The 25,002-nt window shown below is 68.4% G+C and carries 20 protein-coding genes; 11 read left to right on the forward strand and 9 right to left on the reverse strand.

Going from position 1 to position 25,002, the window contains the following annotated elements:
• Nucleotides 1–72 precede the first annotated feature (72 nt).
• The gene (gene infA, locus BM272_RS02565; RefSeq protein ID WP_093427167.1) at nt 73–294 is read left to right on the forward strand and encodes a translation initiation factor IF-1; all 222 of its coding nucleotides are present in this window, start codon (nt 73–75) and stop codon (nt 292–294) included.
• Nucleotides 295–327: 33 nt separating this feature from the next.
• Here the strand turns inward: infA and clpA are convergent, their stop codons facing one another.
• Nucleotides 328–2,631: an ATP-dependent Clp protease ATP-binding subunit ClpA gene (clpA, locus tag BM272_RS02570; RefSeq protein ID WP_093427168.1), complete on the reverse strand. Its 2,304-nt coding sequence runs from the start codon at nt 2,629–2,631 to the stop codon at nt 328–330.
• A gap of 16 nt (nt 2,632–2,647) precedes the next feature.
• A complete protein-coding gene (gene clpS, locus BM272_RS02575) occupies nt 2,648–2,968 on the reverse strand; it encodes an ATP-dependent Clp protease adapter ClpS (RefSeq protein WP_093427169.1) in 321 nt (106 codons plus the stop codon).
• A gap of 300 nt (nt 2,969–3,268) precedes the next feature.
• Between clpS and BM272_RS02580 the strand changes: the two genes are divergently transcribed.
• Nucleotides 3,269–3,481: a cold-shock protein gene (locus tag BM272_RS02580; RefSeq protein WP_093427170.1), complete on the forward strand. Its 213-nt coding sequence runs from the start codon at nt 3,269–3,271 to the stop codon at nt 3,479–3,481.
• Nucleotides 3,482–3,502: 21 nt separating this feature from the next.
• Here the strand turns inward: BM272_RS02580 and icd are convergent, their stop codons facing one another.
• Nucleotides 3,503–4,765 carry an NADP-dependent isocitrate dehydrogenase gene (gene icd / locus BM272_RS02585; protein ID WP_093427171.1) on the reverse strand — a complete coding sequence of 421 codons (1,263 nt, stop codon included), beginning with the start codon at nt 4,763–4,765 and terminating at the stop codon, nt 3,503–3,505.
• 439 nt (nt 4,766–5,204) lie between these two features.
• Here icd and BM272_RS02590 point away from each other — a divergent pair, with 439 nt between their 5' ends.
• From BM272_RS02590 to BM272_RS02620, 7 genes are all read left to right on the forward strand, one after another.
• On the forward strand, nt 5,205–5,657 hold the full coding sequence (locus BM272_RS02590; protein ID WP_093427172.1) for an NUDIX hydrolase: 453 nt from the start codon (nt 5,205–5,207) through the stop codon (nt 5,655–5,657).
• A 281-nt stretch (nt 5,658–5,938) separates the two neighbouring features.
• Complete coding sequence (gene mnmA, locus BM272_RS02595; RefSeq protein WP_093427173.1) at nt 5,939–7,087, forward strand: tRNA 2-thiouridine(34) synthase MnmA; 1,149 nt, start codon at nt 5,939–5,941, stop codon at nt 7,085–7,087.
• Nucleotides 7,084–7,710 (forward strand): high frequency lysogenization protein HflD, encoded by a 627-nt coding sequence (hflD, locus tag BM272_RS02600; protein WP_093427174.1) that lies wholly within the window; start codon nt 7,084–7,086, stop codon nt 7,708–7,710. The genes mnmA and hflD overlap by 4 nt, the downstream gene beginning before the upstream one ends.
• Before the next feature lie 77 nt (nt 7,711–7,787).
• The gene (locus BM272_RS02605; RefSeq protein ID WP_159433001.1) at nt 7,788–9,791 is read left to right on the forward strand and encodes a bifunctional diguanylate cyclase/phosphodiesterase; all 2,004 of its coding nucleotides are present in this window, start codon (nt 7,788–7,790) and stop codon (nt 9,789–9,791) included.
• Nucleotides 9,792–9,900: 109 nt separating this feature from the next.
• The gene (acnA, locus tag BM272_RS02610; protein WP_093427176.1) at nt 9,901–12,645 is read left to right on the forward strand and encodes an aconitate hydratase AcnA; all 2,745 of its coding nucleotides are present in this window, start codon (nt 9,901–9,903) and stop codon (nt 12,643–12,645) included.
• Nucleotides 12,646–12,654: 9 nt separating this feature from the next.
• On the forward strand, nt 12,655–14,028 hold the full coding sequence (gene purB / locus BM272_RS02615) for an adenylosuccinate lyase (protein ID WP_093427177.1): 1,374 nt from the start codon (nt 12,655–12,657) through the stop codon (nt 14,026–14,028).
• Nucleotides 14,025–14,603 carry a Maf family protein gene (locus tag BM272_RS02620; RefSeq protein ID WP_093427178.1) on the forward strand — a complete coding sequence of 193 codons (579 nt, stop codon included), beginning with the start codon at nt 14,025–14,027 and terminating at the stop codon, nt 14,601–14,603. Before purB ends, BM272_RS02620 begins: the two co-directional genes overlap by 4 nt.
• A 156-nt stretch (nt 14,604–14,759) precedes the next feature.
• Here BM272_RS02620 and BM272_RS02625 read toward each other — a convergent pair whose 3' ends face one another.
• From BM272_RS02625 to BM272_RS02635, 3 genes are read right to left on the reverse strand one after another with little or no spacing between them, the layout of a single operon-like run.
• Nucleotides 14,760–15,752: a S49 family peptidase gene (locus BM272_RS02625; RefSeq protein ID WP_093427179.1), complete on the reverse strand. Its 993-nt coding sequence runs from the start codon at nt 15,750–15,752 to the stop codon at nt 14,760–14,762.
• Nucleotides 15,749–16,426: an HAD-IA family hydrolase gene (locus BM272_RS02630; protein WP_093427180.1), complete on the reverse strand. Its 678-nt coding sequence runs from the start codon at nt 16,424–16,426 to the stop codon at nt 15,749–15,751. Before BM272_RS02630 ends, BM272_RS02625 begins: the two co-directional genes overlap by 4 nt.
• A complete protein-coding gene (locus BM272_RS02635) occupies nt 16,419–17,372 on the reverse strand; it encodes an RluA family pseudouridine synthase (protein WP_093427447.1) in 954 nt (317 codons plus the stop codon). The genes BM272_RS02630 and BM272_RS02635 overlap by 8 nt, the downstream gene beginning before the upstream one ends.
• A 508-nt stretch (nt 17,373–17,880) precedes the next feature.
• Here BM272_RS02635 and BM272_RS02640 point away from each other — a divergent pair.
• Nucleotides 17,881–21,480 (forward strand): Rne/Rng family ribonuclease, encoded by a 3,600-nt coding sequence (locus BM272_RS02640; protein WP_093427181.1) that lies wholly within the window; start codon nt 17,881–17,883, stop codon nt 21,478–21,480.
• 91 nt (nt 21,481–21,571) lie between these two features.
• Here the strand turns inward: BM272_RS02640 and BM272_RS02645 are convergent, their stop codons facing one another.
• Together BM272_RS02645 and BM272_RS02650 are read right to left on the reverse strand one after the other, a co-directional pair.
• The gene (locus tag BM272_RS02645; RefSeq protein WP_093427182.1) at nt 21,572–22,075 is read right to left on the reverse strand and encodes a low molecular weight protein-tyrosine-phosphatase; all 504 of its coding nucleotides are present in this window, start codon (nt 22,073–22,075) and stop codon (nt 21,572–21,574) included.
• 260 nt (nt 22,076–22,335) lie between these two features.
• Nucleotides 22,336–23,097, reverse strand: a complete 762-nt coding sequence (locus BM272_RS02650) for a DUF1828 domain-containing protein (RefSeq protein WP_093427183.1) — start codon at nt 23,095–23,097, stop codon at nt 22,336–22,338.
• A 182-nt stretch (nt 23,098–23,279) separates the two neighbouring features.
• Here BM272_RS02650 and BM272_RS13505 point away from each other — a divergent pair, with 182 nt between their 5' ends.
• Nucleotides 23,280–23,525 carry a hypothetical protein gene (locus BM272_RS13505; protein WP_143613128.1) on the forward strand — a complete coding sequence of 82 codons (246 nt, stop codon included), beginning with the start codon at nt 23,280–23,282 and terminating at the stop codon, nt 23,523–23,525.
• 14 nt (nt 23,526–23,539) lie between these two features.
• On the opposite strand, the gene BM272_RS02660 is transcribed toward BM272_RS13505, so the two are convergent.
• Nucleotides 23,540–24,796 carry an ISL3 family transposase gene (locus tag BM272_RS02660; protein WP_093427185.1) on the reverse strand — a complete coding sequence of 419 codons (1,257 nt, stop codon included), beginning with the start codon at nt 24,794–24,796 and terminating at the stop codon, nt 23,540–23,542.
• Nucleotides 24,797–25,002 lie beyond the last annotated feature (206 nt).

The raw sequence follows: 25,002 nt of genomic DNA on the forward strand, positions 1-25,002 counted from the left end.
TTTTTGAAAAGCGCCCCGCCATGCGGCACAATGCTCGGTCAGTCAATCAGCGAGCGAGGATGCCACCCGCCCATGGCAAAAGACGACCATATCGAGATGGAAGGGACGGTGCTGGAGACCCTCCCCAACACCACCTTCCGCGTGGAGCTGGAGAACGGCCACATCGTCACCGCCCACATCTCGGGCAAGATGCGTAAGCACTATATCCGGATCACGGCCGGCGACCGGGTGGTCGTCCAGCTCACCCCCTACGACCTCTCCAAGGGGCGCATCACCTACCGCATGCGCAAGTAGCCGAGCGCCGCCGCCCGGCGGCGCCCGCCCGCCTCAGGCGGGCTCGGCCTCTTCGGAGGCCTCGCTCCCCCGACTCACCCGCGGCTGGTACTCGAAGGCGAGCTCGTCGCCGTCGGTGGTCACCTTCACGTGGCCGCCGTTGGCGAGTTCGCCGAAGAGCAGCTCGTTGGCCAGCGGCTTCTTGATGTGCTCCTGGATGATCCGGCTCATGGGTCGTGCCCCCATGGCCGGGTCGTAGCCCCGCTCGGCCAGCCAGTCCCGAGCCGCCTCGTCCACCTCGATGGAGACGTGGCGATCCATGAGCTGCGCCTCCAGTTCGGCAACGAACTTGTCCACCACGTTGACGACCTGCTCCTGGGAGAGGGCATCGAACTGGATAATGGCATCCAGCCGATTGCGGAACTCCGGCGTGAAGGTCCGGTTGATGGCCTCGCTGCCGTCGGTGGAGTGGTCCTGGGTCCGGAAGCCGATGGACCGGCGGTTCATCTGCTCCGCCCCGGCGTTGGAGGTCATCACCAGGATGACGTTGCGGAAATCCGCCTGCCGGCCATTGTTATCGGTGAGCGAGCCGTGATCCATCACCTGCAGCAGCAGGTTGTAGACATCCGGGTGCGCCTTCTCGATCTCGTCGAGCAGGACCACCGAGTGGGGGTGCTTGGTCACCGCCTCGGTGAGCAGACCGCCCTGGTCGAAACCGACATAGCCCGGAGGAGCCCCGATGAGTCGGGAGACGGTGTGCGCCTCCATGTACTCGGACATGTCGAAGCGGATGAGTTCCACACCCAGGGTGTTGGCCAGCTGCCGGGTGACCTCGGTCTTGCCCACCCCGGTGGGGCCGGAGAAGAGGAAGGAGCCGATGGGACGGTCCTCCCGACCCAGCCCGGAGCGGGACATCTTGATGGCCGAGGTCAAGGTATCGATGGCGTCGTCCTGGCCGAAGATGACCCGCTTGAGGTCCTCCTCCAGGCTGCGCAGCACCTCCTTGTCCGACTTGGAGACCTGCTTCGGCGGGATGCGGGCGGCACGGGCCACGATGGCCTCCACGTCCTTGACCCCGATGGTCTTCTTGCGCCGGGAGGGCGGTAGCAGGTTCATGTTGGCCCCGGCCTCGTCGATGACGTCGATGGCCTTGTCCGGGAGGAAGCGGTCGGTAATGTACCGCTCCGACAGGCCGGCCGCGGCCTGCAGCGCCGGCTTGGTGTAGCGGACCTTGTGGTGGTCCTCGTAGCGACCCTTGAGACCCTCGAGGATCTGCACCGTCTCGTCCACCGTGGGCTCCGGCACGTCGATCTTCTGGAACCGGCGGGACAGCGCCCGATCCTTCTCGAAGATCCCGCGGTACTCCTGGTAGGTGGTGGAGCCGATGCACTTGAGCTCACCCGAGGCCAGCATGGGCTTGAGCAGGTTGGAGGCGTCCATCACCCCGCCGGAGGCCGCGCCGGCCCCGATAATGGTGTGGATCTCGTCGATGTAGAGGATAGAGCCCTTGTCCTTCTTGAGCTGGGCCAGTACCGCCTTGAGGCGCTTCTCGAAGTCGCCACGGTACTTGGTACCGGCCAGCAGGGCGCCCAGATCCAGGGCGTAGACGGTGCTCTCCGAGAGGATCTCCGGCACCTCGCCATCGACGATCTTGCGCGCCAACCCCTCGGCCAGTGCGGTCTTGCCCACGCCGGCCTCTCCCACGTAGAGCGGGTTGTTCTTGCGACGGCGGCTGAGGATCTGGATGGTCCGCTCGATCTCGTTGGCGCGGCCAATGAGCGGGTCGATGCGACCCCGGCGCGCCTGGTCATTGAGGTTGGTGGCGAACTGCTTCAGCGGCGACCCGCCCTCCTCGGCGCCTTCTTCGTCCTCCTCGGCGGAGCCGGACATGCCCTCGTCGCTGTCATCCTCCTCCTCGTCGTCCCCCACTTTGGAGATGCCGTGGGAGAGGTAGTTGACCACGTCGTAGCGGGTGACGTCGTGCTTGTTGAGGAAGAAGACCGCCTGGGACTCCTGCTCGTTGAAGATGGCCACCAGCACGTTGGCGCCGGTCACCTCGTTCTTCCCCGAGGCCTGGACGTGGAACAGCGCCCGCTGCAGCACCCGCTGAAAGCCCAGCGTGGGCTGCGTGTCCGAGGTATCGCCCTCGGGTAGCAGCGGGGTGGTCTCATCGATGAACTCGGTAAGATCCTGGCGCAGACGCTCCAGGTCCACACCGCAGGCACGCAGGACCTCCGCCGCGGACGGATTGTCCAGCAGCGCAAGCAGCAGGTGCTCCACGGTCATGAACTCGTGGTGCTTGTCGCGCGCCTCCTTGAAGGCGAGATTGAGCGTGAATTCGAGCTCTTTACTAAGCATCTGCGTCCACCGGCGGTTACGCCGCCTCCATCGTGCACTTGAGCGGGTGATCGTGTTCCCGGGCGTAGTCGTTGACCTGAGCCACCTTGGTCTCGGCCACCTCCCGAGTATAGACCCCCGCCACACCGACGCCCCGGGTATGAACCTGGAGCATCACCTGGGTCGCCTTCTCCCGTCCCATCCCGAAGAACTTCTCCAGGATATGGACCACGAAGTCCATGGGCGTGTAGTCGTCATTGTGGATGAGGACCTTGTACATGGGCGGCCGCTTGAGCTTCGGCCTGCCCGGCTCGACTGCCAGGCCCTCATCGCCATCTTCCGGACGTTCTTCGCTCATGTCTCCGCTATGTCCTTTGGACCGGGGTGCCGAGGATCGGGTTCCGACCCTGTGCCGCGACCCTGTTGGCAGAGTATATCAACACACTGTCGCGGCCAAGAGCAGGGCCACAAACCACTGTAAAGAAAGGGTATTCCTTCCGGGCACGGCCCTGTTCAGTGAATCGGTACGATCCCCGGCCACTCCCTTGACGGTGGGGGCCGGCTGGGCCAGTTTTCAAGGGACAGGCGGCCGGGTAGTAGCCTGCCAGGGGGACCGGCGCCCGCCGGTTCAGGCTCACTCAATGCTGCAGGCCAGCCCATGCCCGCCGGAATCGTGAAATGGTTCAACAATGCCAAGGGGTATGGCTTCATCCGCCCCGAGCAGGGGGGTGAAGATATCTTCGCCCACTTCAGCGCCATCGACATGGAGGGCTTCCGGACCCTGCGCCGGGGCCAGCCCGTCGCCTTCGAACTCCACGAGAGCCCCAAGGGCCTGCAGGCCCGCCGGATCCAGCCGCTTCCGGAGGCCTGACGGCTCGGGAATCGCGAGGCCTCAGCCCCCCATGCGGGCGATGATGGCCTCGCCGAAGCCGGCGCTGCCCACCTCGGTGGCGTGGTCCATGAGGCGGGCGAAGTCGTAGGTCACCACGCCTTCCCGGATGGAACCGGCCATGCCGGCCACGATGAGATCGGCGGCCTCGTTCCAGCCCAGGTGGCGCAGCATCATCTCGGCGGAGAGGATGATGGAGCCGGGGTTGACCTTGTCCTGGCCGGCGTACTTGGGCGCGGTGCCGTGGGTCGCCTCGAACAGGGCCGTGGTGTCGGAGAGGTTGGCTCCCGGGGCGATGCCGATGCCGCCGACCTGGGCGGCCAGGGCGTCGGAGATGTAGTCGCCGTTGAGGTTCAGGGTGGCGATGACGTCGTAGTCCTCCGGGCGCAGCAGGATCTGCTGCAGGAAGGCATCGGCGATGGCGTCCTTGACCACGATGTCCCGGCCGGTCTTCGGATTCCTGAAGGTCAGCCACGGGCCGCCGTCCAGCTCGATGGCGCCGAACTCCTCCCTGGCCAGCTCGTAGCCCCAGGCTTTGAAGGAGCCCTCGGTGAACTTCATGATGTTGCCCTTGTGCACCAGGGTCACCGAGGGGCGGTCCTGGTCGATGGCGTACTGGATGGCCTTGCGCACCAGCCGCTTGGTCCCCTCCTCCGAGACCGGCTTCACGCCGATGCCGGAGGTCTCCGGGAAGCGGATCCTGTTCACGCCCATCTCGTCCTGGAGGAAGTCGATGACCTTCTTCACCTCCGGGGTGCCGGCCTGCCACTCGATGCCGGCGTAGATGTCCTCGGAGTTCTCCCGGAAGATGACCATGTCGGTCTTCTCCGGCTCCTTGAGGGGGCTGGGGGTACCGTCGTAGTAGCGCACCGGGCGCAGGCAGGTGTAGAGGTCCAGGTCCTGGCGCAGGGCGACGTTGAGCGACCGGATCCCCTCGCCCACCGGCGTGGTCAGCGGCCCCTTGATGGCGACCTTGTAGGTGCGGATGGCCTCCATGGTCTCCGCCGGCAGCCAGATCTCCTCGCCGTAGACGTGGTTGGCCTTCTCGCCGGCGTAGATCTCCATCCAGCTGATGGCGCGCTTGCCGCCATAGGCCTTCTCCACCGCGGCATCCACCACCCGCTTCATCACCGGGGAGATGTCCACGCCGGTACCGTCGCCCTCAATGTAGGGGATGACGGGGTGGTCGGGGATGTGGAGGTTGCAGTTGTCGTCGGCGGTAATGGCCTCGCCGGTGGCGGGCAGCTGGATCTTGTCGAAGGCCATGCGGTTGTCGCTCCTGAGTGCTGTGCGTTGGCGCTGGGGCCGAATTCCGGGGCGAAAGTCTACTGGAACGGGCGCGGTGCGGGAACCGGGAGCCTTTTCCCGGCGCTGCCATTCCGTAGTCCTTCTCATCCCTTCGGGGCAGGTTTCCCGGGAGCCGGGGACTCCTCGTCCAGGGACGCGAGAATCATCCCGTATCCCGTTGCGAAGAGGGACTGCCTGACCGGGGCTCCGAAAGGGCAGACACCCCGGGCCGGGGGAAGCCTCGGTCAGGGACGCGAGGACCGTCCCTGGCGCTCCACGGCGGCCATCCATGGCCGCCGAGGCCCTGACCGAGGCTTCCCCCGCCCGGGCTATCTGCACGGAGCATACCCCTCCGCGACTCCGCTCCGATCATGCACACTAGGAGGATATCGAAGCCATCCCCACCCGGAGCACTCGCATGGTCTGGAAACCCCGCACCACCGTCGCCGCCGTTATCGAGGCCGACGGCCGCTACCTCCTGGTGGAGGAGGCCGATGCCGAGGGCAACCGGGTGCTCAACCAGCCCGCCGGCCACCTGGAACCCGGGGAATCGCTGGAGGCCGCGGTGATCCGGGAGGTGGCCGAGGAGACGCGGCGCGACTTCACACCGGGAGCGCTGGTCGGGATCTACCGCTGGGACGGCGCACCGGACGGCTCCACCTTCATGCGCTTCACCTTCGCCGGCAGCGTGGGCGAGGAGATCGCGGGACGAGAGCGGGACGCCGATATCCTGGCCACCCACTGGCTCACCGCCGAGGAGGTCCGCGAAGCCGGGGCCAGCGGACGCCTGCGCAGCCCCCTGGTGGCCCGGACGCTGGAGGACTATCTACGCGGGGAGCGCTATCCCCTGACGGTGTTGCAGGAGGTGTGAGCAAGCCAGCCTATAGGCCGGGAGAAACCAGGAACCTCGAAGGCTTCGTCTACATCCGAAACAACCCCAGCGCCTTTCATCCGGCCGGGAAGGGGGTAGCCAGGGCCTCGGCGGCCATGGACGGCCGCCGTGGAGCGCCAGGGATGGTCCTCGCGTCCCTGGCTACCCCCTTCCCGGCCGGATGAAAGACGCCCCAGAGGAAGCCTCCGACCTCGACAGCCCCAACCTGGTATCACCGACTACCGTTATCGCCACCACCCCCATCCCGTACAATGGCCGCCATGGAAGCCCTGGCTGACAAGATTCCCGTCGAGCACGAGCGCCTCGTGGTCGGCCTCTCCGGTGGTGTCGACTCCTCCGTCGCCGCCGCCCGGCTGGCCGCGGCCGGCCACGATGTCCAGGGGATCTTTATGCGCAACTGGGAGCCGGCCCCCGGCGAGCCCTGCCCCGCCGAGCAGGACTACGCCGACGCCCGGGCCGTGGCACGCGCGCTGGAACTGCCCCTCTCGGCCGTGGACTTCATCGCCGATTACCGCGAGCGCGTCTTCGCCCGCTTCCTCGCCGAATACGAGGCCGGTCGGACCCCCAACCCCGACATCCTCTGCAATACCGAGATCAAGTTCGGCACCTTCCTGGAACACGCCCGTGCCCGGGGCGCCGAGGCAGTGGCCACCGGCCACTACGCCCGCCGACGCCACCGCGACGGCCACTGGCAGCTCCTGCGCGCCGTGGACGCCAACAAGGACCAGACCTACTTCCTCCACGGCCTCGACCAGGACCAGCTCGCCGCCGCCCGCTTCCCCCTGGGAGAACTCACCAAGGACGAGGTCCGCGCCGAGGCCGAGCGGCTGGGGCTGAGCACCGCCCACAAGCGCGACTCCACCGGCATCTGCTTCATCGGCGAGCAGGACTTCCGCGCCTTCCTGAGCCGCTACCTGGCCACCGAGCCCGGCCCCATGGTCACCCCCGAGGGCGACCGCGTGGGTGAACACCAGGGGCTGGCCTTCTACACCCTGGGCCAGCGCCAGGGGCTGGGCCTGGGGGGCGTGCGCGGCTATCCCGACCGGCCCTGGTTCGTGGTCGGCAAGGCGCCGGGGGAAAACGCCCTCATTGTCGCCCAGGGCGGCGACCACCCCTGGCTCATGAGCCGGGAACTCATCGCCTCCGGCCTGCACTGGATCGCCGGCGAACCGCCGGAGCTGCCGCGCCACTGCACCGTCCGCACCCGCTACCGCCAACCGGACCGCCCGGCCACCATCGACGCCAACGGCGACCGGCTCACCGTCCATTTCGACGAACCGGAACGCGCGGTAACCCCCGGCCAGGCAGTCGTCCTCTACGACGGCGAGGTCTGCCTGGGCGGGGCCACCATCGATACCACCGACGCCCCCGGAATTGCCGTGGGCGCCCCTAGCGGAGCCAATGCATGAAGGGTACTGATCGCGACCGCACCCTGGCCCTGGCCGGGGTCTTCCAGGCCGCCGGACTGGTCAACCAGATCGCCACCAACGGCATGGCCGATGCGCAGTGGCTGAAGACCACCCTGGGCACCCTCTTCGTCCGTGATCCGCAGGACACCGCCGATGTCTTCGGCGGTGTGGACGGCGTGGCCTACGGACTCCGCCGCCTGGGGGAGCAGCTGGGCGGCCAGCGCGCCAACATGCAGATTACCCAGTACGGTCTGGGCGCTCTCATCCTGGAGCGCAAGCTGAGCAAGGACAGTACGCGCATGAATGCCCTGGGCGAAGGACTGGAGGGGGCGCGCCGCCAGGAAGAGGCCTTCGGCCTCACCCACGACAACACCGTCGCCGCACTGGCGGAGGTCTATTCCGAGGTCATCAGCCCCCTGCGCCCGCAGATCCTGGTGCGCGGCTCCGAGGGCCACCTGGAGCGGGCGGACAGCGCCAACCGCGTCCGCGCCCTGCTGCTCGCGGCCATCCGCTGCGCCGTGCTCTGGCGCCAGGTGGGTGGAAGCCGCTGGCGGCTCATCTTCGGTCGGCGCAAGCTCATCAACACCGCCGGCGAACTGCTGCGCCGGACCGACCCCTCCTGACGGCATGAACCACCGGGCACTTGTAGCGGTCCGGTGGCCGGCATAGGATGGCCTCCACTATCCAACCGGCGGGAACCATGGGCCGAGCCGACGTCGAAGACCGTATACCCCGGCTGCACGGACGCAAGCGCCTGACCCACTATCTCGTCTGGATGGTGCCCTCGGCCCTCGTCGTGGTCACCTTCGCCGTTGTCCAGCACCTGTTCGTACAGCACGTCCCGCTCCCCGATATCACCCCCTCGATCTATCTCATCCCAGCGCTGGTGGGCAGCCTCTTCGGCCTGCTCATGGCCCGGAGCCGGGAGATGCAGCGCGAGACTCGCGCCATGGTGGCGCTGCTCGACGATCGCGAACGCAGACTGGAACAGTTGAACACCAACCTGGAAGGGCAGGTCGCCGCCCGCACCCGCAACCTGGAACGCCAGCAGGCCCTGCAGCGGAACCTGCTGGATGCCCTGCCCGAGATCATCCTCCTCACCGACGGCAGCCAACCGACCGAGGTGAATGCCGCCTTCTTCCAGCTCTTCCCGGAGTACGGCGATCTGGAGGCCTTCGGGGCCGATCACGGCTGTATCAGCCGGCTCTTCGAAGAGGAGGAGGACCCTACGGTCCTCGCCCCCGGTGATCCCGACTGGGTCCAGCGATGCGCCGACCAGCCGGACCGGGTCCACAAGGCGGTGCTGCGCCGCCAGGACCGCCGCTGGGTCTTCGACGTCAATGCGCGGGCCCTCCCCTCCGCCGAAGAGGGGGCCTACGTCGTCAGCCTCACGGACATCACCGCCCTGGAACAGGCCCGGGAGCGGCTGCAGGAGGCCTCGGTGGCGCTGCGCCATCAGCTCTACATCGACGACCTCACCGGCCTGCCCAATCGCGCCCGCCTGCTGGCCGACCTGGAGCGGACCAGCGACCCCGTCCTGCTCCTGTTGAACATCGACAACTTCCGGGAGATCAACGACTTCTTCGGCCATGCCACGGGGGATGCCATCCTCCGCGAGGTAGCCGCACGCCTGAGCGCCAGCCTGCCGGACGGGATCGGCCCCCTCTACCGCGTCGGGGCCGATGAATACGCCCTCCTCTACGCCGGCTGCGGCAACCATCCGCCCCCGGAACGACTGGCGGCACGATTGGTGGATGCCGTCCGCGCCACGTCCTTCAGCGGCGATACCGATGTCGGGGTCATCCTGGGCGTCACCGCCGGCGTAGTCAGTGGCGATCAGGGGCTGGTGGAACCCTTTACCGCGGCGGACCTGGCGCTCAAGACCGCTCGCTCGCGCCACCTGGACTGGCTCCCCTACAGCGAGGGGCTGGAGACCCACCGGGAGTACGGCGAGAATATCCGGCGCGTGCAGGTCCTGCGCGAGGCGCTGGATGCCGGCCGCGTGGAACCGGCCTACCAGCCCATCCTCGACCTCGGCAGCGGCCATATCACCCACTTCGAGTGCCTGGCCCGGCTGCATACCGCCGATGGTCGGGTAATCCTCCCCGGCGAGTTCCTGCCAGCGGCCCACACCACGCGACTCTATCCCCGGATCACGCTGGCCATGGTCGACCGTGCCTGCCGCGACTTCGCCCACCGCCCGGAACACTTCAGCCTGAACCTCTCCATGAGCGATATCCTGGACGAGGCCACGGTGGAGGCCATCCTCGGCACGGTGGAGCGGACCGGCACCGGCGACCGGGTGGTCTTCGAGATCCTGGAGTCCGAGGGGCTGAGCGAGCCGGAGCGTTTCGCCCGCTTCATGGAGCGCGCCCGGGCCCTGGGCTGCCGCTTCGCCATCGACGATTTCGGGGCCGGCTTCGCCAACTTCGAGTACATCACCAAGCTCGAGGTCGACCTACTGAAGATCGACGCCAGCCTCATCCGCGAACTCGACCGGGAGCCGGCGGCCCGGGTAGTGGTGGACACCATCCGCAGCTTCGCCCACCGCCTGGGGATCGAGACGGTGGCCGAATTCGTCCACAGCACCGAGGTCCTGGAGGTGGTCCGCGGCCTCGGCATCGATTACGCCCAGGGCTTCCACATCGGCCGCCCCGGTTCGCCGCCGACCGGATCCGCCGACCAACCCTCCCGGGCCGGCTAGTCCGCTTCCCCGCGCCCGCCCGGGCCCGGTATACTGCGCCCCATCCGAACAGCCCCCGGCGCGGCCACCACCCCTGGTCTCCGCGCCCCTTTGCCCACGAGGAGGCCCCATGACCGACAGCTTCCAGGCCCGCGCCGAGCTCGAAGCGGGTGGCAACCGGTACCGCTATGTCCGCCTGGACGCCGTGCCCGGCAGCGAGCGCCTACCCTACTCCCTGAAGATCCTGCTGGAGAACCTCCTGCGCCACGAGGACGGGCGTACCGTCACCGCGGAGGACATCCAGCGGCTCGCCAACTGGGATCCGCAGGCCGAGCCGGCCCACGAGATCGCCTTCCGCCCGGCGCGCGTGCTCATGCAGGACTTCACCGGCGTCCCGGCGGTGGTGGATCTGGCCGCCATGCGCGATGCCATGGCCGAGCTCGGCGGCGACCCGGAGCACATCAATCCGCTGCAGCCGGCGGAGCTGGTCATCGACCACTCGGTCCAGGTGGACCACTACGGCAACGGCGAGGCCTACGGCCTCAACGAGGCGCTGGAGTATCAGCGCAACCGCGAGCGCTATACCTTCCTCAAGTGGGGCCAGGGCTCCTTCGCCAACTTCAAGGCGGTGCCGCCGGGCAAGGGCATCGTCCACCAGATCAACCTGGAGCACCTGGGCCGCGTGGTCTTCGGCGCCGAGGGCCCGGACGGCGCCCAGTGGGCCTGGCCGGACACCCTGGTGGGGACCGACTCCCACACCCCCATGATCAACGGCCTGGGTGTCCTCGGCTGGGGCGTGGGCGGTATCGAGGCAGAGGCGGCCATGCTCGGCCAGCCCATCTCCATGCTGGTCCCGCAGGTGGTCGGCTTCCGCCTCACCGGCCAGCTCCCCGAGGGGGCCACCGCCACCGACCTGGTCCTCACCATCGTCGAGCAGCTGCGCGCCCACGGCGTGGTGGGCAAGTTCGTGGAGTTCTTCGGCGACGGGCTGGACGAGCTCCCCATCGCCGACCGCGCCACTATCGCCAACATGGCCCCCGAGTACGGCGCCACCTGCGGGATCTTCCCGGTGGACACCGCCACCCTGGACTATCTGCGGCTCACCGGCCGCAGCGAGGATCAGGTCGCCCGGGTGGAGGCCTACGCCCGCGCCCAGGGGCTCTTCCGCGAGAGCGGCGCCCCCGAGGCCGCCTACACCAGCGTGGTGGAGCTGGATCTGGCCACTATCGAGCCCAGCCTCGCCGGCCCCCGCCGCCCCCAGGACCGGATCGCGCTGTCCCAGGCGCGGCGCCCCATCCGCGAGTCGCTGGACGGCATCCTCTCCGAGCGCGGCATGGTCCCGCGCGAGGACCGCGAGACCGAGCGTTTCGCCGCCGAGGGCGGCCACACCGCCCCCGGGGTGGAGCACCAGGGGGACCACCGCGGCAAGGTCCGCGTGGAGCGCAACGGCGAGAGCTTCTACCTGGATGACGGCATGGTGGTCATCGCCGCCATCACCTCCTGCACCAACACCTCCAACCCCTCGGTGATGCTCGGCGCCGGCCTGCTGGCCAAGAAGGCGCTGGAACGCGGCCTGCAGGTCAAGCCGTGGGTGAAGACCTCCCTGGGCCCGGGGTCCCGCGTGGTCACCGACTACCTGGAGCACGCCGGCCTGCTGGACGACCTGGAGGGGCTGGGCTTCGACGTGGTGGGCTACGGCTGCACCACCTGCATCGGCAACTCCGGCCCGCTGGACGAGTCCATCAGCCACGCCATCCGCGAGGACGACCTGGTGGTCTGCTCCATCCTCTCGGGCAACCGCAACTTCGAGGGCCGCATCCATTCCGAGGTGCGGATGAACTACCTCGCCTCGCCGCCGCTGGTCGTGGCCTACGCCCTGGCCGGCCGCATGGACATCGACCCCTACAACGATGCGCTGGGCACCGATGCCGACGGCAATGCCGTCTACCTGCGGGATATCTGGCCGAGTCAGGCGGAGATCCAGGCGCTGGTCCGCGATCACGTCCGCGCGGACGCCTTCGAGCAGGCCTACGCCGACGTCTTCGCCGGCGGCGAGCGCTGGGAGGCCCTCACCGCCCCCGGCGGCCGCCTCTACGACTGGGCCGAGGACTCCACCTACATCCGCCGCCCGCCCTTCTTCGAGGGGATCCAGCCGGAGCCAGAACCGGTGGGCGACATCACCGGGGCCCGCGCTCTGGCCGTAGTGGGCGATTCCGTGACCACCGACCACATCTCCCCGGCCGGCAGCATCGCCGCGGACAGCCCCGCGGGCCACTATCTGCGGGAGAACGGCGTGGAGCCGGCGGAGTTCAACTCCTACGGCGCCCGGCGCGGCAACCACGAGGTCATGATGCGCGGGACCTTCGCCAACCCCCGCTTCCGCAACCGACTGGCGCCGGATACCGAGGGCGGCTGGACCGCCCATCAGCCCAGCGGCAAGGTCATGCCCATCTATGATGCGGCCATGCGCTACGCCGAGGAGGGGACCCCGCTGGTGGTCCTGGCCGGCAAGGAGTACGGCTCCGGCTCCTCCCGTGACTGGGCGGCCAAGGGGCCGCGCCTGCTGGGGGTGCGCGCTGTCATCGCCGAGAGCTACGAGCGCATCCACCGCTCCAACCTCGTGGGCATGGGGATCCTGCCGTTGCAGTTCCGGGACGGTGACACCGCCGACTCCCTGGGCCTGGACGGCACCGAGACCTTCGCCCTCGCCGGTCTGGGGGACGGCTCCGCCGACCAGGTGACGGTCACCGCCACCACGGCCGACGGCGGCGAGACCACCTTCACCGCCCGGGTCCGCATCGACACCCCGCAGGAGGTGGAGTACTACCGCCACGGCGGGATCCTCCCCTACGTCCTGCGCCAGCTGGCCGCCTGAGGAGGCGATATGGAACTCTCCAACCTCACCGCCATCTCCCCCATCGACGGCCGCTACGGCGGCCGGACGGAGGAGCTGCGGCCGGTCTTCAGCGAATACGGCCTCATCCGCCACCGGGTTGTGGTGGAGGTGCGCTGGCTGCAGATGCTGGCCGACCGCTCCGGCATCCCGGAGGTCCCCGCCTTTTCCGACGAGGCGCGCCAGCTCCTGGACGCCATCGTTGACGGCTTCGACGAGGCCGCCGCCGAACGGGTCAAGGCCATCGAGGCCACCACCAACCACGACGTCAAGGCGGTGGAGTACTACCTCAAGGAGCGCATCGCCGGTAACGCCGAGCTGGAGGCGGTGAGCGAGTTCATCCACTTCGCCTGCACCTCCGAGGACATCAACAACCTCGCCTGGGCACTGATGCTGCGCGAGGCGCGGACCCAGGCCCTGCTGCCGGCCATGGACGAGCTCATCGACCGGGTCAGCCAGCTCGCCGACGAGCTGGCCACCGTCCCCATGCTCGCGCGCACCCACGGCCAGCCGGCCTCCCCCACCACCCTGGGCAAGGAGATGGCCAACGTCGCCTTCCGGCTGCGCCGGCAGCGCGAACAGGTGGTGATGGTCCCCATCCTGGGCAAGATCAACGGCGCCGTGGGCAACTACAACGCCCACTACGCCGCCTACCCCGAGGTGGACTGGCCGGGCCTGGCGCGCAGCTTCGTCCGCGACCTGGGGCTGGACTGGAATCCCTACACCACCCAGATCGAGCCCCACGACTGGATCGCCGAGCTGTTCGACGCCACCACCCGGTTCAATACCGTCCTCACCGACCTCTGCCGGGACATCTGGGGCTACATCTCCTGGGGCTACTTCCGGCAACGCACGGTGGCCGGTGAGGTGGGCTCGTCCACCATGCCGCACAAGGTGAACCCCATCGACTTCGAGAACGCCGAGGGCAACCTGGGCATGGCGGACGCCATCTTCGGCCACCTGGCGCGCAAGCTCCCCATTTCCCGCTTCCAGCGCGACCTCACCGACTCCACCGCCCTACGCAATCTGGGGACGGGCGTGGCCCACTCGGTCATCGCCTACCGCTCCGCCCTCAAGGGGCTGGGCAAGCTGGAGGCGAACCGGGAGCGGCTGGCCGAGGACCTGGACGGCAGCTGGGAAGTACTGGCCGAGGCCATCCAGACGGTCATGCGCCGCCACGGCGTGGACCAGCCCTACGAGCGGCTCAAGGAGCTCACCCGGGGCCACGCCATCGACGCCGAGGGGGTGCGCGCCTTCGTCGAGGACCTGCCCATCCCGGACGATGCCAAGGAGCGGCTCAAGGCCCTGACCCCCGCCACCTACATCGGTAACGCCGCCGAGCAGGCGGCCCGGATCGGGAATTGAGCGACTGGATCCTGGCCTCCGGCTCCCCCTACCGCCGGGAGCTGCTGGGCCGCCTGGGACGGGACTTCGAGGTCGCCTCGCCGGACATCGACGAGTCCCCCCGCCCCGGCGAGAGCGCCGACGAACTCGTAGTCCGCCTGGCGGAGTCCAAGGCGCGGGCGGTGGCCGAGGGGCGGCCAACAGGGCTGGCCATCGGCTCCGACCAGGTCAGCGAGCGCGACGGCACCATCCTGGGCAAGCCGGGGGATGCCGCCACCGCCCGGGAGCAGCTACGCGGCGCCTCCGGACGCACGGTCACCTTCCATACCGGCCTGGCGCTGGTGGACGCGGCCACCGGCGAGGCACAGGTGGCGGTGGAGCACACCCGGGTCCGCTTCCGGGAGCTGGATGACGCGATGATCGAGCGCTACGTGGCTGCCGAGAATCCGGTGGACTGCGCCGGCGGCTTCAAGTCGGAGGGATTGGGGGTGGTGCTCTTCGACGCCATCGAGGGGGAAGACCCCGCCGCCCTGGTCGGGCTCCCCCTCATCCGGCTGGTACGGATGCTGGAGGCGGCGGGCGAGACCCTGCCCTGACCCACCCCCGTCGTTCCGGTAATACAACCCCCGTCGTTCCAGATGGCGCGCCAGCGCCAGTCCGGAACCCCGAGAACAGGCCCTAGGAGGCAGTTCGAGCCCCGGTGGCCAGGTTATCGAGGTTCCCGCCTGCGCGGGAACGACGTGCCCCATCCCTCAGCGCAGGACCGGCGTATCCGGCCCCAGGACCTGGGCGATCCCGCGGCCCAGGGCGGCGCCGAAGCGGTCCATGAGGCGGTCCAGGTAGCGCTCGCGCGGGGTGAAGTCGACCATGGTCTCCGCCCCGATCTCCTCCCGGGCGACCTCGGCCGGCGAGGCCAGACCATCCACCAGCCCCAGTTCCACGCCGCGCTCGCCGGTCCAGACCAGGCCGGAGAAGAGCGGCGTCTCGCCCCCGGTCTTCAGCCGATCGCCCCGGCCCTCCTTCACGGCGGTGATGAACTGCTGGTGCATCCGGTCGAGCACCGCCTGCATGTGGGCCGCATCGGCCTCCGGCAGGGGCTGGAAGGGATCCAGGAGATCCTTGTGCTCCCCGGCCGTGAGCAGGCGGCGCTCGATGCCCAGGCGCTCGATGACCTCGTCGAAGCCGAAGCTGGACGGGCTGAAGGAGCTCATGGTCACGCCGATGGAGCCGACGATGGAGGAGCGGTTGGCGTAGACCTTCTCCGCGGCGGCGGCGACGTAGTAGCCGCCGGAGGCGCCGATGTCGGTGATCACCGCATGGATCGGCGTCTCCTCGTGCTCCTTGCGCAGGCGCTGGATGTCATCGAACAGGTAACCGGCCTGGACCGGGCTGCCGCCGGGGGAGTTGATCCGCAGGATCACGCCCTCGGTCTGCGGGTCCTCCAGCGCCGCCTCCACCCCGCGGGTGACGATATCGGCGCTGGCGCGGCTGTCAGCGGAGATGACGCCGGGGACATCCACCACGGCGGTATGCGGGCCGCCGGTGGCCGGCGCGTCCATATCCGTGGGGATGAGCAGGTAGAGCACTGCGATGAGGTAGGCGAGGATCAGCGCCTTGAAGAAGATCCCCCAGCGCCGGGCGCGGCGCTGCTCATTGAGGCTGGCGAAGGCCAGGCGATTGAGGACGTCGCGCTCCCACTGGCCGCCCTGCCCGTTCCCATCGCCCTGCGGGTTCCCGTCGCTCATGCCGATTCATCCTCCCGTTGCCCGCCGCCGTGGAGCCAGCGCGCCAGTTCATCCATCGTCGAGACCAGGGCCTCGGGCCCAGTCTCCCGCAGCCTTTCCGGCCAGTGTACGCCCCAGGTCACACCCACCGCCGGCATGCCGGCGTTGCGGGCCATGAGGAGGTCGTACTCCGTATCTCCGACCATCACCGCCTCGTGGGGTTCGCAGCCGGTAAAGTCCAGCAGCTCTTCCAGCATCTGGGGATGCGGCTTGGAGCGGGTCTCCTCCGCCGTACGGGTGGCGTGGAAGCGACCGACGAGGCCGGATTCGGCCAGGGCCTGTTCCAGGCCGGCCTTGCCCTTGCCGGTGGCCACGGCCAGCAGATGGCCGGCGGCCTCCAGCCCCTCCAGCAGCTCCATCGCCCCGGGGAAGAGCGGCGTCGGCGTCGGGTCGGCCTCCAGGTAGTAGTAGCGATAGCGCTTCGCCATCTCGGCGTGGCGGTGATCCGGCAGGTCCGGAACCAGCCGGTGGAGTGCCTCGGCCAGACCCAGCCCGATGACGTCGCAGGCGCGCTCGCGATCCGGGACTTCCAGGCCGAGATCGCGGCAGGCCCCCTGCATGGCGGCAACGATGCGCGCCTCGGAGTCCATGAGGGTACCGTCCCAGTCGAAGATCATCAGCCGCCGCTCAGCCATGCTGGGCCTCCAGTCGGTCGATGAGCGCCTGCAGTCCCGGCTCCAGCGGCGCGCTCACCGAGAGTTCCGTCTCATCGGGCAGCGTGACGCCGAGGTGGTGGGCGTGGAGAAACAGTCGCCGCAGTCCCAGCTCGCGCATGCGTCGATTGAAGCCCTCGTCGCCGTAGCGCTCGTCCCCGGCCAGCGGATGGCCTGCATGGGCGGCGTGGACGCGAACCTGGTGGGTCCGGCCGGTATAGAGGATCACGTCCATCAGCGTCGCGTCGCCGAAGCGCGCCACCGGCGTGAAGCGCGTGCGCGCCTCGCGGCCGTCGGGACGGACCTCCACCACCCGCTCCCCGCCCCGGCGCACATCCCGGCGCAGCGGCGCCTCCACCAGGCCGCCGTCCCAGTCACCGCGTACCAGGGCGAAGTAGCGCTTGTCGAACTCGCCCCGGCTCAGCAGGTCGTTGAGGGCGCGCAGCCAGCTGCGCCGCTTGGCGATGAGCAGACAGCCGGAGGTCTCCCGGTCCAGGCGATGGACCAGCTCCAGGAAGGGCGCCTCCGGGCGTGCGGCGCGCAGCGCCTCGATAACGCCGTAGTCGACCCCGCTGCCGCCATGGACCGGCAACCCCGCCGGCTTGTTCAGCACCAGGTAGTTCTTCTCCTCCTGGAGGATGGCGTCGGTAAGCCGTTGCTGCACCCCCTCGGTAGGCGCCGGGGCGGCATTCTCCTCGCCCTGGCGGACCGGCGGGATCCGGACCACGTCGCCGTCACGCAGGCGGTAGCGCGGCTGGGTCCGCCCCTTGTTCACGCGCACCTCGCCCTTGCGCAGGATGCGGTAGAGCCGGGAACGCGGAACGCCCTTGAGGCGAGCGGCCAGGAAATTGTCGATGCGCTGCCCTGCCTCCTCGGCGGAGACGGTGACGTGGCGGGGACCGCCGGGGCTGGTTGATGTCTGGGACATGGAGCGGATCATACTAACCTTCCCGGGCGTATTCCATGCCGGGAACGCAGCAACCTGGGAGCAACGGCATCGGGCCGATTCCCGCCCAACTGCCCGAACATGCGGACTCTGCACGATTTCCGGCATTTGCTGCCCCCTGCCCGGGCTGATATATTACTGCTTTGCTACGGGAAATTTCTCCGGAGCAGAAACGCAGGAAAAATCGGGAACCAGAGCGGCCAGAGGGGCCGTCGCCTCTCGAGCGGTAACCGTCCGCGCGCACAGTGCACCGGACCCCGCCGAAGGCAGTTCCAGAGAAGGTTTCAAGGGGTTCATTCGCTCGACCCATCCCGAGCGATACCGGTTGCGCGCTCCCATGGCGACATGACGAGAGCCCGGCCGGGCTGGATGTGGCACCGAACAACAGACAACGAACACCACTGCTGAACGTCGTCGCCGGCCATATCGGGCCTGGCCGTGCGCTCCCGCCTCTTGCCGCGGTCGAGCGCCGAAAGAGAGCCAGATCTACATGAAACGCATGCTTTTCAACGCAACTCAGCCCGAAGAGTTGCGTGTTGCCCTCGTGGACGGCCAGCGCCTCTACGATCTCGACATCGAGGCCGCCGGCCGCGAGCAGAAGAAGGCCAACATCTACAAGGGCCGGATCACCCGCATCGAGCCCAGCCTGGAAGCCGCCTTCATCGACTACGGCGCGGAGCGCCACGGCTTCCTCCCCCTCAAGGAGATCGCCGCCGAGAACTTCGCCCCCGGGTCGGAGAAGGAAGGCGGTGGCCGCGTCAACATCAAGGAGGCGCTGCGCGAGGGGCAGCAGCTCATCGTCCAGGTGGACAAGGAGGAGCGCGGCACCAAGGGCGCGGCGCTGACCACCTTCATCAGCCTGGCCGGCCGCTACCTGGTCCTGATGCCCAACAACCCGCGGGCCGGCGGTGTTTCCCGCCGCATCGAGGGGGATGATCGGGCCCAGATCCGCCAGGCCATGAGCGAGCTCACCATTCCCGAGGACATGGGGCTCATCGTCCGCACCGCCGGCGTGGGCCGCTCCTCGGAAGAGCTCCAGTGGGACCTGGATTATCTCCTGAACCTCTGGCAGTCCATCAGCAGCGCGGCGGAGAAGGATGCGCCCTTCCTGATCTATCAGGAGAGCAACATCATCATCCGGGCCATCCGCGACTACATGCGCTCGGACATCCAGGAGATCCTCATCGACGAACCGGCGACCTATCGCCAGGCGCGCGAGTTCGTCGAGCAGGTGATGCCGCACAACATCAAGCGGATCAAGTACTACGACGACCCGGTTCCGCTCTTCACGCGCTACCAGATCGAGTCGCAGATCGAGTCCGCCTTCCAGCGGGAGGTCACCCTCCCCTCCGGCGGCGCCCTGGTCATCGACCACACCGAGGCGCTGACCTCCATCGACATCAACTCCGCCCGCGCCACCAAGGGCGGCGATATCGAGGAGACGGCCCGCTGCACCAACCTGGAGGCGGCCGAGGAGATCGCCCGGCAGCTGCGCCTGCGCGACCTCGGCGGCCTGCTGGTCATCGACTTCATCGACATGACCCCAGCGCGCCACCAGCGCGAGGTGGAGAACCGTCTGCGGGAGTGCCTCAAGGCGGATCGGGCGCGGGTGCAGATCGGCCGGATCTCCCGCTTCGGCCTGCTGGAGATGTCACGCCAGCGGCTGCGCCCCTCCCTGGGCGAGCACAGCCAGATCGTCTGCCCGCGCTGCCACGGCCAGGGCACCATCCGCGCCAGCGAGTCCCTGGCGCTCTCCATCCTCCGCGTCATCGAGGAGGAGGCCATGAAGGAGAAGACCGGGCGGATCATCGCCCAGGTCCCGGTGGACGTGGCCACCTTCCTCCTCAACGAGAAGCGCGACGGCATCCTGGCCATCGAGCAGCGTCAGGAACTGCGCGTGGTCTTGATCCCCAACCCGCACATGGAGACGCCGAATTTCGACGTCCAGCGGCTGCGGAGCGATGAGCTCCCCCAGGGAACCGACGACCGCCCCAGCTACCAGCTGGTCAGTGCCCCGGAGACCGACCTGGCGGACGCCCACGGCACCCCTGCCGCGGCATCCGAGGAGCCGGCGGTCCAGGTATCGGTCCCGCCGGCGCCCAATCGCCCGGAGGCCGAGGCCGCGCCTGCAGAGCCGGAGGCGGCCACCCCGGAGCCGGCCCAGCAGCCCGAGCCAGAGCCGGCCCAGCAGCCCGAGCCAGAGCCGGAGGCTAAGCCGGAACCGAGCCCGAAGGCCGAGGCTCCCGCCCCTGCCCCGGCCAAACGGACTGCCACCAGCGGCAACGGAAGCAGCGGCGTCATCCGCCGCCTCTTCCAGCGCCTGGCCGGTGGCCCCTCCACCGTCAGTGGTCCGAGCGGGAAGACCGGCAGCCAGCCCGGGGCGGAGACCCCGCGCAGCAAGAGTGCGGCGCCGGCCACGGAGACTTCCGGCAAGACCCGCAGCGACGATACCGATCCCAATTCCCAGCCGAGCCAGGCCATCAACGACCGCCGCCGGGGCGATCAGCGCCAGCGCAGCGGCCGCGGCCGGAGTGGTCAGAAGAGCGGCGGCGAGCAGCCCAAATCCGGGAGCCAGGCGAAGTCCGGCGGTCAGCAGAAATCCGGCGACAGTAACCGCAAGGGCGGCGACAAGGCCGAGGAAAAGGGTGCCCGGGCCGAGGGGAACGGTAGCAAGGGGAACAACAAGTCCCGCAATCGTTCCGAGAACAAGTCGGAGGGCAAGACCGAAAACAAGGGCGGCCAGAAGGGTGGCGGCAGCAAGGGCGGTAACGGGGCCAGCGAGGCAGCCCGGACCGAGGCCCCGGCCGAGACCGCCGAGGCCGAGAAGCCGGAGAGCCGCGAGAAGAGCAGTGGCTCCAGCCGTCGCCGCGGTGGCCGCCGCAAGCGCTCTTCCAGCACCGAGAACAGCGGCGGTGCCGAGCAGGCGGCTGCCGGGTCGACCTCCGAGGCCACCCAGGAGGCCGAGGCTCCCGAGGAAGGCAAGAGGCCGGCCGCCGAGCCGGACCAGAGCCCGAAGCAACAGCCGCAGGCCGCCAGCGAGCAGGAAACGAGCGCGGAGACTGCCGAGACCGGTACCGCGAACGCTGACGGCGAGAACCAGGAGGCAGCAGGGTCCGAGGGCGGCGATTCCGAGACCCGCTCCAGCAACCGTCGCCGTTCCTCCAGCCGGCGCGGTCGCCGTGGCGGACGCCGGCGTCGGGGTAGCCGCAGCAGCACCACCGCGAACGGCGAGGAGCAGGGCGACGGCACTGCCCAGCAGGCCACCGAGGAACAGGCCGCCGCCCCGGCCACCGAGGCCGACGCGGAGAGCGGCACCAGCCAGGAGTCCGTCTCCCCGGCGGAGTCCGAGGCGAGCACGGCCAGCGCCGAGGAGGCCGCGCCCTCCCCCGAGCCTGCCGAGCCGTCTTCCACGCCGGCCAGGACCGGTACGGAGGAGACCTCCAGTGGCGAGCCCGCGGCGAGTCCCGCAGCTGAAACCACCGCGGAGGCCGCCGCGCCCGTGACCGATGAGGCCCCCACGCCGTCGGTAAGTGAGGCCGCGCCCCGGGAAGAGGCCCCCGAGCCAACCGCCGAGGCGACCACCGCACCCGCCGAAGCAACCACGCCGGCTCCGGCCGAACCGCAGGAGCAAGGCCCCGCCCCGGTCGCGGAGGCGAGCGAGGAGCCCGCTCCCGCCAAGCCGGCGGAGCCCGAGCCGGTAGTGGCCGAACAACCGGCACCGGCGCCGGAACCCGAGCCGGAACCGGTCCAGGGCGAGACCGGGACGGCGGTGGAGAAGGAGTCCGAGGCGGAGCCCGCCCCGGACCCAATCCCGGAATCGACTCCGGAACCTTCACCCGAGCCAAAGGAGCAGGCGACGGAGGCCCCGGAGCCCACCCGGCCGACCGAGGAGAAGGTCGAGGCCGAGACGAGCCCGGCCGCGACCCACGACCCCGTGAAGCAGGAGGAGGCACCGGCGGAGGCGCACCCGGAGACCAGTGAGCCACCGACTACGGATGAGGTCCCGGACACGGCGGAAGGCAAGGATGCCGGAGCAGACGAGCGGGAAGGTAACACCGGTTCCGACCAGGAGGATGGTCCGGCGCGCTGATCGGGCATCCCGCGCCCGTGCCCTCCCCCGGAGGGCCCCGACCCCCGGATCGGCGCGAGCCGACCCGGGGGTTTCTACCTTGGGGCCCCCTTCAGGAGCCGGTCCTCGCCCCCAGCCGCTGGCGGATATCGTCCAGCAACCCTCGACTGGCCGCCTCGACCCGATCCAGCACCAGCTGGAAACCATCACTGCCGCCGTAGTAGGGATCCGGTACCTCCTCGCCCTCGTGGCCGGGGGCGAAATCGAGGAACATCCGCAGCTTGTCGCGATGGTGCGCCGGAGCGATACGCTCCAGATTGGCGTAGTTCTCGTGGTCCATGGCGAGGATGTAGTCGAACTCCTCGAAGTCCACCGGCTCGGCCTTGCGAGCCGTCTGCCCGATGAGGTCATAGCCGCGCTGGCGCGCCGCCTCGGTGGCCCGGCGATCCGGGGCACTACCCACGTGGTAGGCATGAGTCCCGGCGGAATCGATCCGGACCCGGTCCACCAGCTCCGGGGCCTCCGCCTCCAGCAGACCGGTAAAGACGCCCTGGGCCGTAGGCGAGCGGCAAATGTTGCCCAGGCAGCAAAATAAAACCCCTAATTCTTTCTCCATAATCAACCCCTTACGACTGAATGAGGGGCCGCAAAAACGGCCGAAGACTTCTGTTTTCAGCTTAACATAATCAAGCACTTGCGCGCGCGTTTTGCAGGTGGGTTGCGTCTTGGCCCGGACAGTCAGCGGCAGCCAAGGAGGATGCAAGTGAGGGGGTTCAGCGAGGTTACGAGGATAAACTTTGGAGGGCGATTCGGCAGAGTGCAGGTCCGGCGCAGATCATTGACGCCGGAGCTGCGAATCTCCTGGCTGGATCGGGCCTAATGAACGAACTCCGGAGGCCGTCCGCCCTTCTGGGCCAGGACCGAGTAGAGCATTACATCAGCTGCTCGCGAGATGATGCTTTCTTCGCTCCGGGCCTTCACCGGGTCTTCGCGATCATCCAGAACCACCATTACTCGGCTATCCTCCAGGGCATCCACGACATCCATGATCTTGCGCAATTCGCCTCCGACCGCACGCCCATCCGGGCGGATAGCATCGACGAACCGGTCACCGAACTTTAGAGCAAACGGCTGCATCTTCCCGGAAGAGCCTTCTACTTCCGGCCCGTGAATGATGGGTTCATTCGGTTTCCAGATACGGAGACCCGCCTCAACTTCGGCTACGAAGCGATTGACTCCATCATGGATCCCGTAGCGCTCTTCTTCCCACTCAGCCGCGATGGATGCGAACTTCATGAATGCACCAACGCCGTCCTCAAGGCGCCCTGGAGGAAACTCCCCCAAGATCAACCCCGAAGCCAGAAGCTCCAGCCCCTCGTTTGCAGCCGCCTTCTTTAGACGCTGCCAGCTCTTCCGATCCTCCAGGGTGAGGCCACTGTTGTACATATGGGCAAGGATATCGCCGTTGTCCGTAACCCGGAACGAACCATCCCCGCTGGGGATGATATAGAAGCCAATGCACTCCCCGTCCCGGAAGACCAGCGGCGTTTCCACGGCGTAGGCCTCTCCCTGAGCCTGCACCATCGGCTCAGGACGGCACTCGAAGCCCAGCGAAGAAAGGATGGTTTCGCAATTCATCAGAGAAGGTCCACTGGTCGATTCGTCATGGGATGCACGTACCTGAATTCCGAGTCTAGCTCAATGTTGCACAGGTCAAGGAAGGCTCGAAAGCAGTTCTCCGGTTCACCACAGGCCAGCGATTCCGGCTTGATGTTTAGCTCTGTGGTACTCGCGATGCTGTCGATGTTGTCGACTACATCATGATCATTGACGTGATAATGGGGGCCATAGATGGCTTTTCCGTGCTGGCGGCTTGCCTTTTCCTCATGAGGGACCACCTCGATCTGGAAGATCCGGTGAAGATGGCCCATCCACAGGAAAAGAGTATAGCTCTCCTTGCAGGCATCTATCAGCTGCGGGATACGGTACTGCAGCCTTACCTCCAACCCCTGCTAGGCTACATCCTCTCGGTCAAAGACCGGCTCTATCCAGATCTGTGTGGGTAGCGGTATCCATGGCGTCAGGCGGCCCGGGCCCCAGATGTTGGGGTATGGGGTGCCGCCGGTAGTTGACTGAGCTTTGCCCCGACCAGGTAGGCCATGGTGATGAGGTTCCGGGTGGTTCGGTAACCCCGTGCCCGGGCCTTCGCGGCCTGGATGTGGGCATTGAGCCCTTCCACCCGGCCGTTGGTCAGGCGGCTGTCGAAGGCGTTGAGGATGCCGTCCCAGTGGGCCCGCACGGTCAGCGCCAGGCGCTTGAAGGGGGCCAGCCGGCTGCGCCGGGCCCAGCGATACCAGGCGGTGAGCAGCGATTCGGCCTCCTTACGGCCCGACTGGCTGCGGTAGAAGTCCCGCAGCGCCTCCTTGAGGCGCCAGGCCCGGGCCGTCTCCAGCCGCCGCCGGGAGAGGTGGTGGAGCTGCGTGATTCGGCCGAGCTTCTGCTGGCGCGGGTCCTGCAGCCAGGCCCAGCGGGTGTGCTTGAGGGCCGGCTCGCGCTTGACCTCCTGTCGACGGACCTCGTCCACGGCGGTATTGGCCAACTGGACGACGTGGAAGGCATCGAAGGTGATAGCTGCCTGCGGCAAGTGGCGGCCGAGGCCGGCGATATAGGCCCGGCTCATGTCGGTACAGGCGGCGGTGACCTGCTCCGGCGCCCCGCCGTGGGCGCGCAGGTCGGCCACGAAGTGGCCGACCGTCTGCTGGTCCCGGCCCGGACAGGCGAAGAGCAATCGGCCGGTCTCGAGGTCATGGAACAACGTGATGTAGTGGTGGCCGCGCCGGGCGGCGGTCTCGTCGACGCCGATGGCGGTGACATCGGAATAGTCCTCGGCCGCCCGGGCGGTATCGACGTAGTGATGGAGGGTGCGCCAGACGGCGTCGTCGCCGAGGCCGACATGGCGGGCCACCGCCCGCACGGGCATCTGCTGGGCGAGGGCGACCACCATGGCCTCGAGCAATTGGCTGAAGCCGCTGCCGGGCCGAGCCCAGGGCACCGCCACCTGGCTGGTCCTGCCGCAGTGTTCACAGCGCACCCGGGGGACATCGGCATGGATGTAGGCCCGGTGCTCGAAGAAGTGCAGGTGCTGCCAGGTCCGCTGCCGGGTGTCATGGACCGGCTGGTCGGCGGCGCCGCAGCTCGGACAGGCAAAGCGGCTGCCGGGGGCAAAGCCGACCTGGAAGTCGATGCGGCCGACCTCGGCATCGAAGGTCAGGTCCCGGACCTGCCAGGGTGCGGTCAGGCCCAGGGCGGCGGTGAACAGGGCATGCTCGCCGGACATGGCGGACTCCTTCGGGGCAGCAACACGGCACCCCAACATAATGGGGGTCACCCCCGCGGCGCTACCCGGCCTCGGCATGCCCGTCACCCACACAGATCACGAAGGGGCCCAAAGACCGGCTGAAGGATACACTGGCGATACGCACTGTTACTCGGCTTGTCTCGCCACTCCATGGGGCCATAGAGACGCTTCGGGAGCCGAATGTA

This window comes from Thiohalospira halophila DSM 15071 (assembly GCF_900112605.1).
Taxonomy (GTDB): domain Bacteria; phylum Pseudomonadota; class Gammaproteobacteria; order Thiohalospirales; family Thiohalospiraceae; genus Thiohalospira; species Thiohalospira halophila.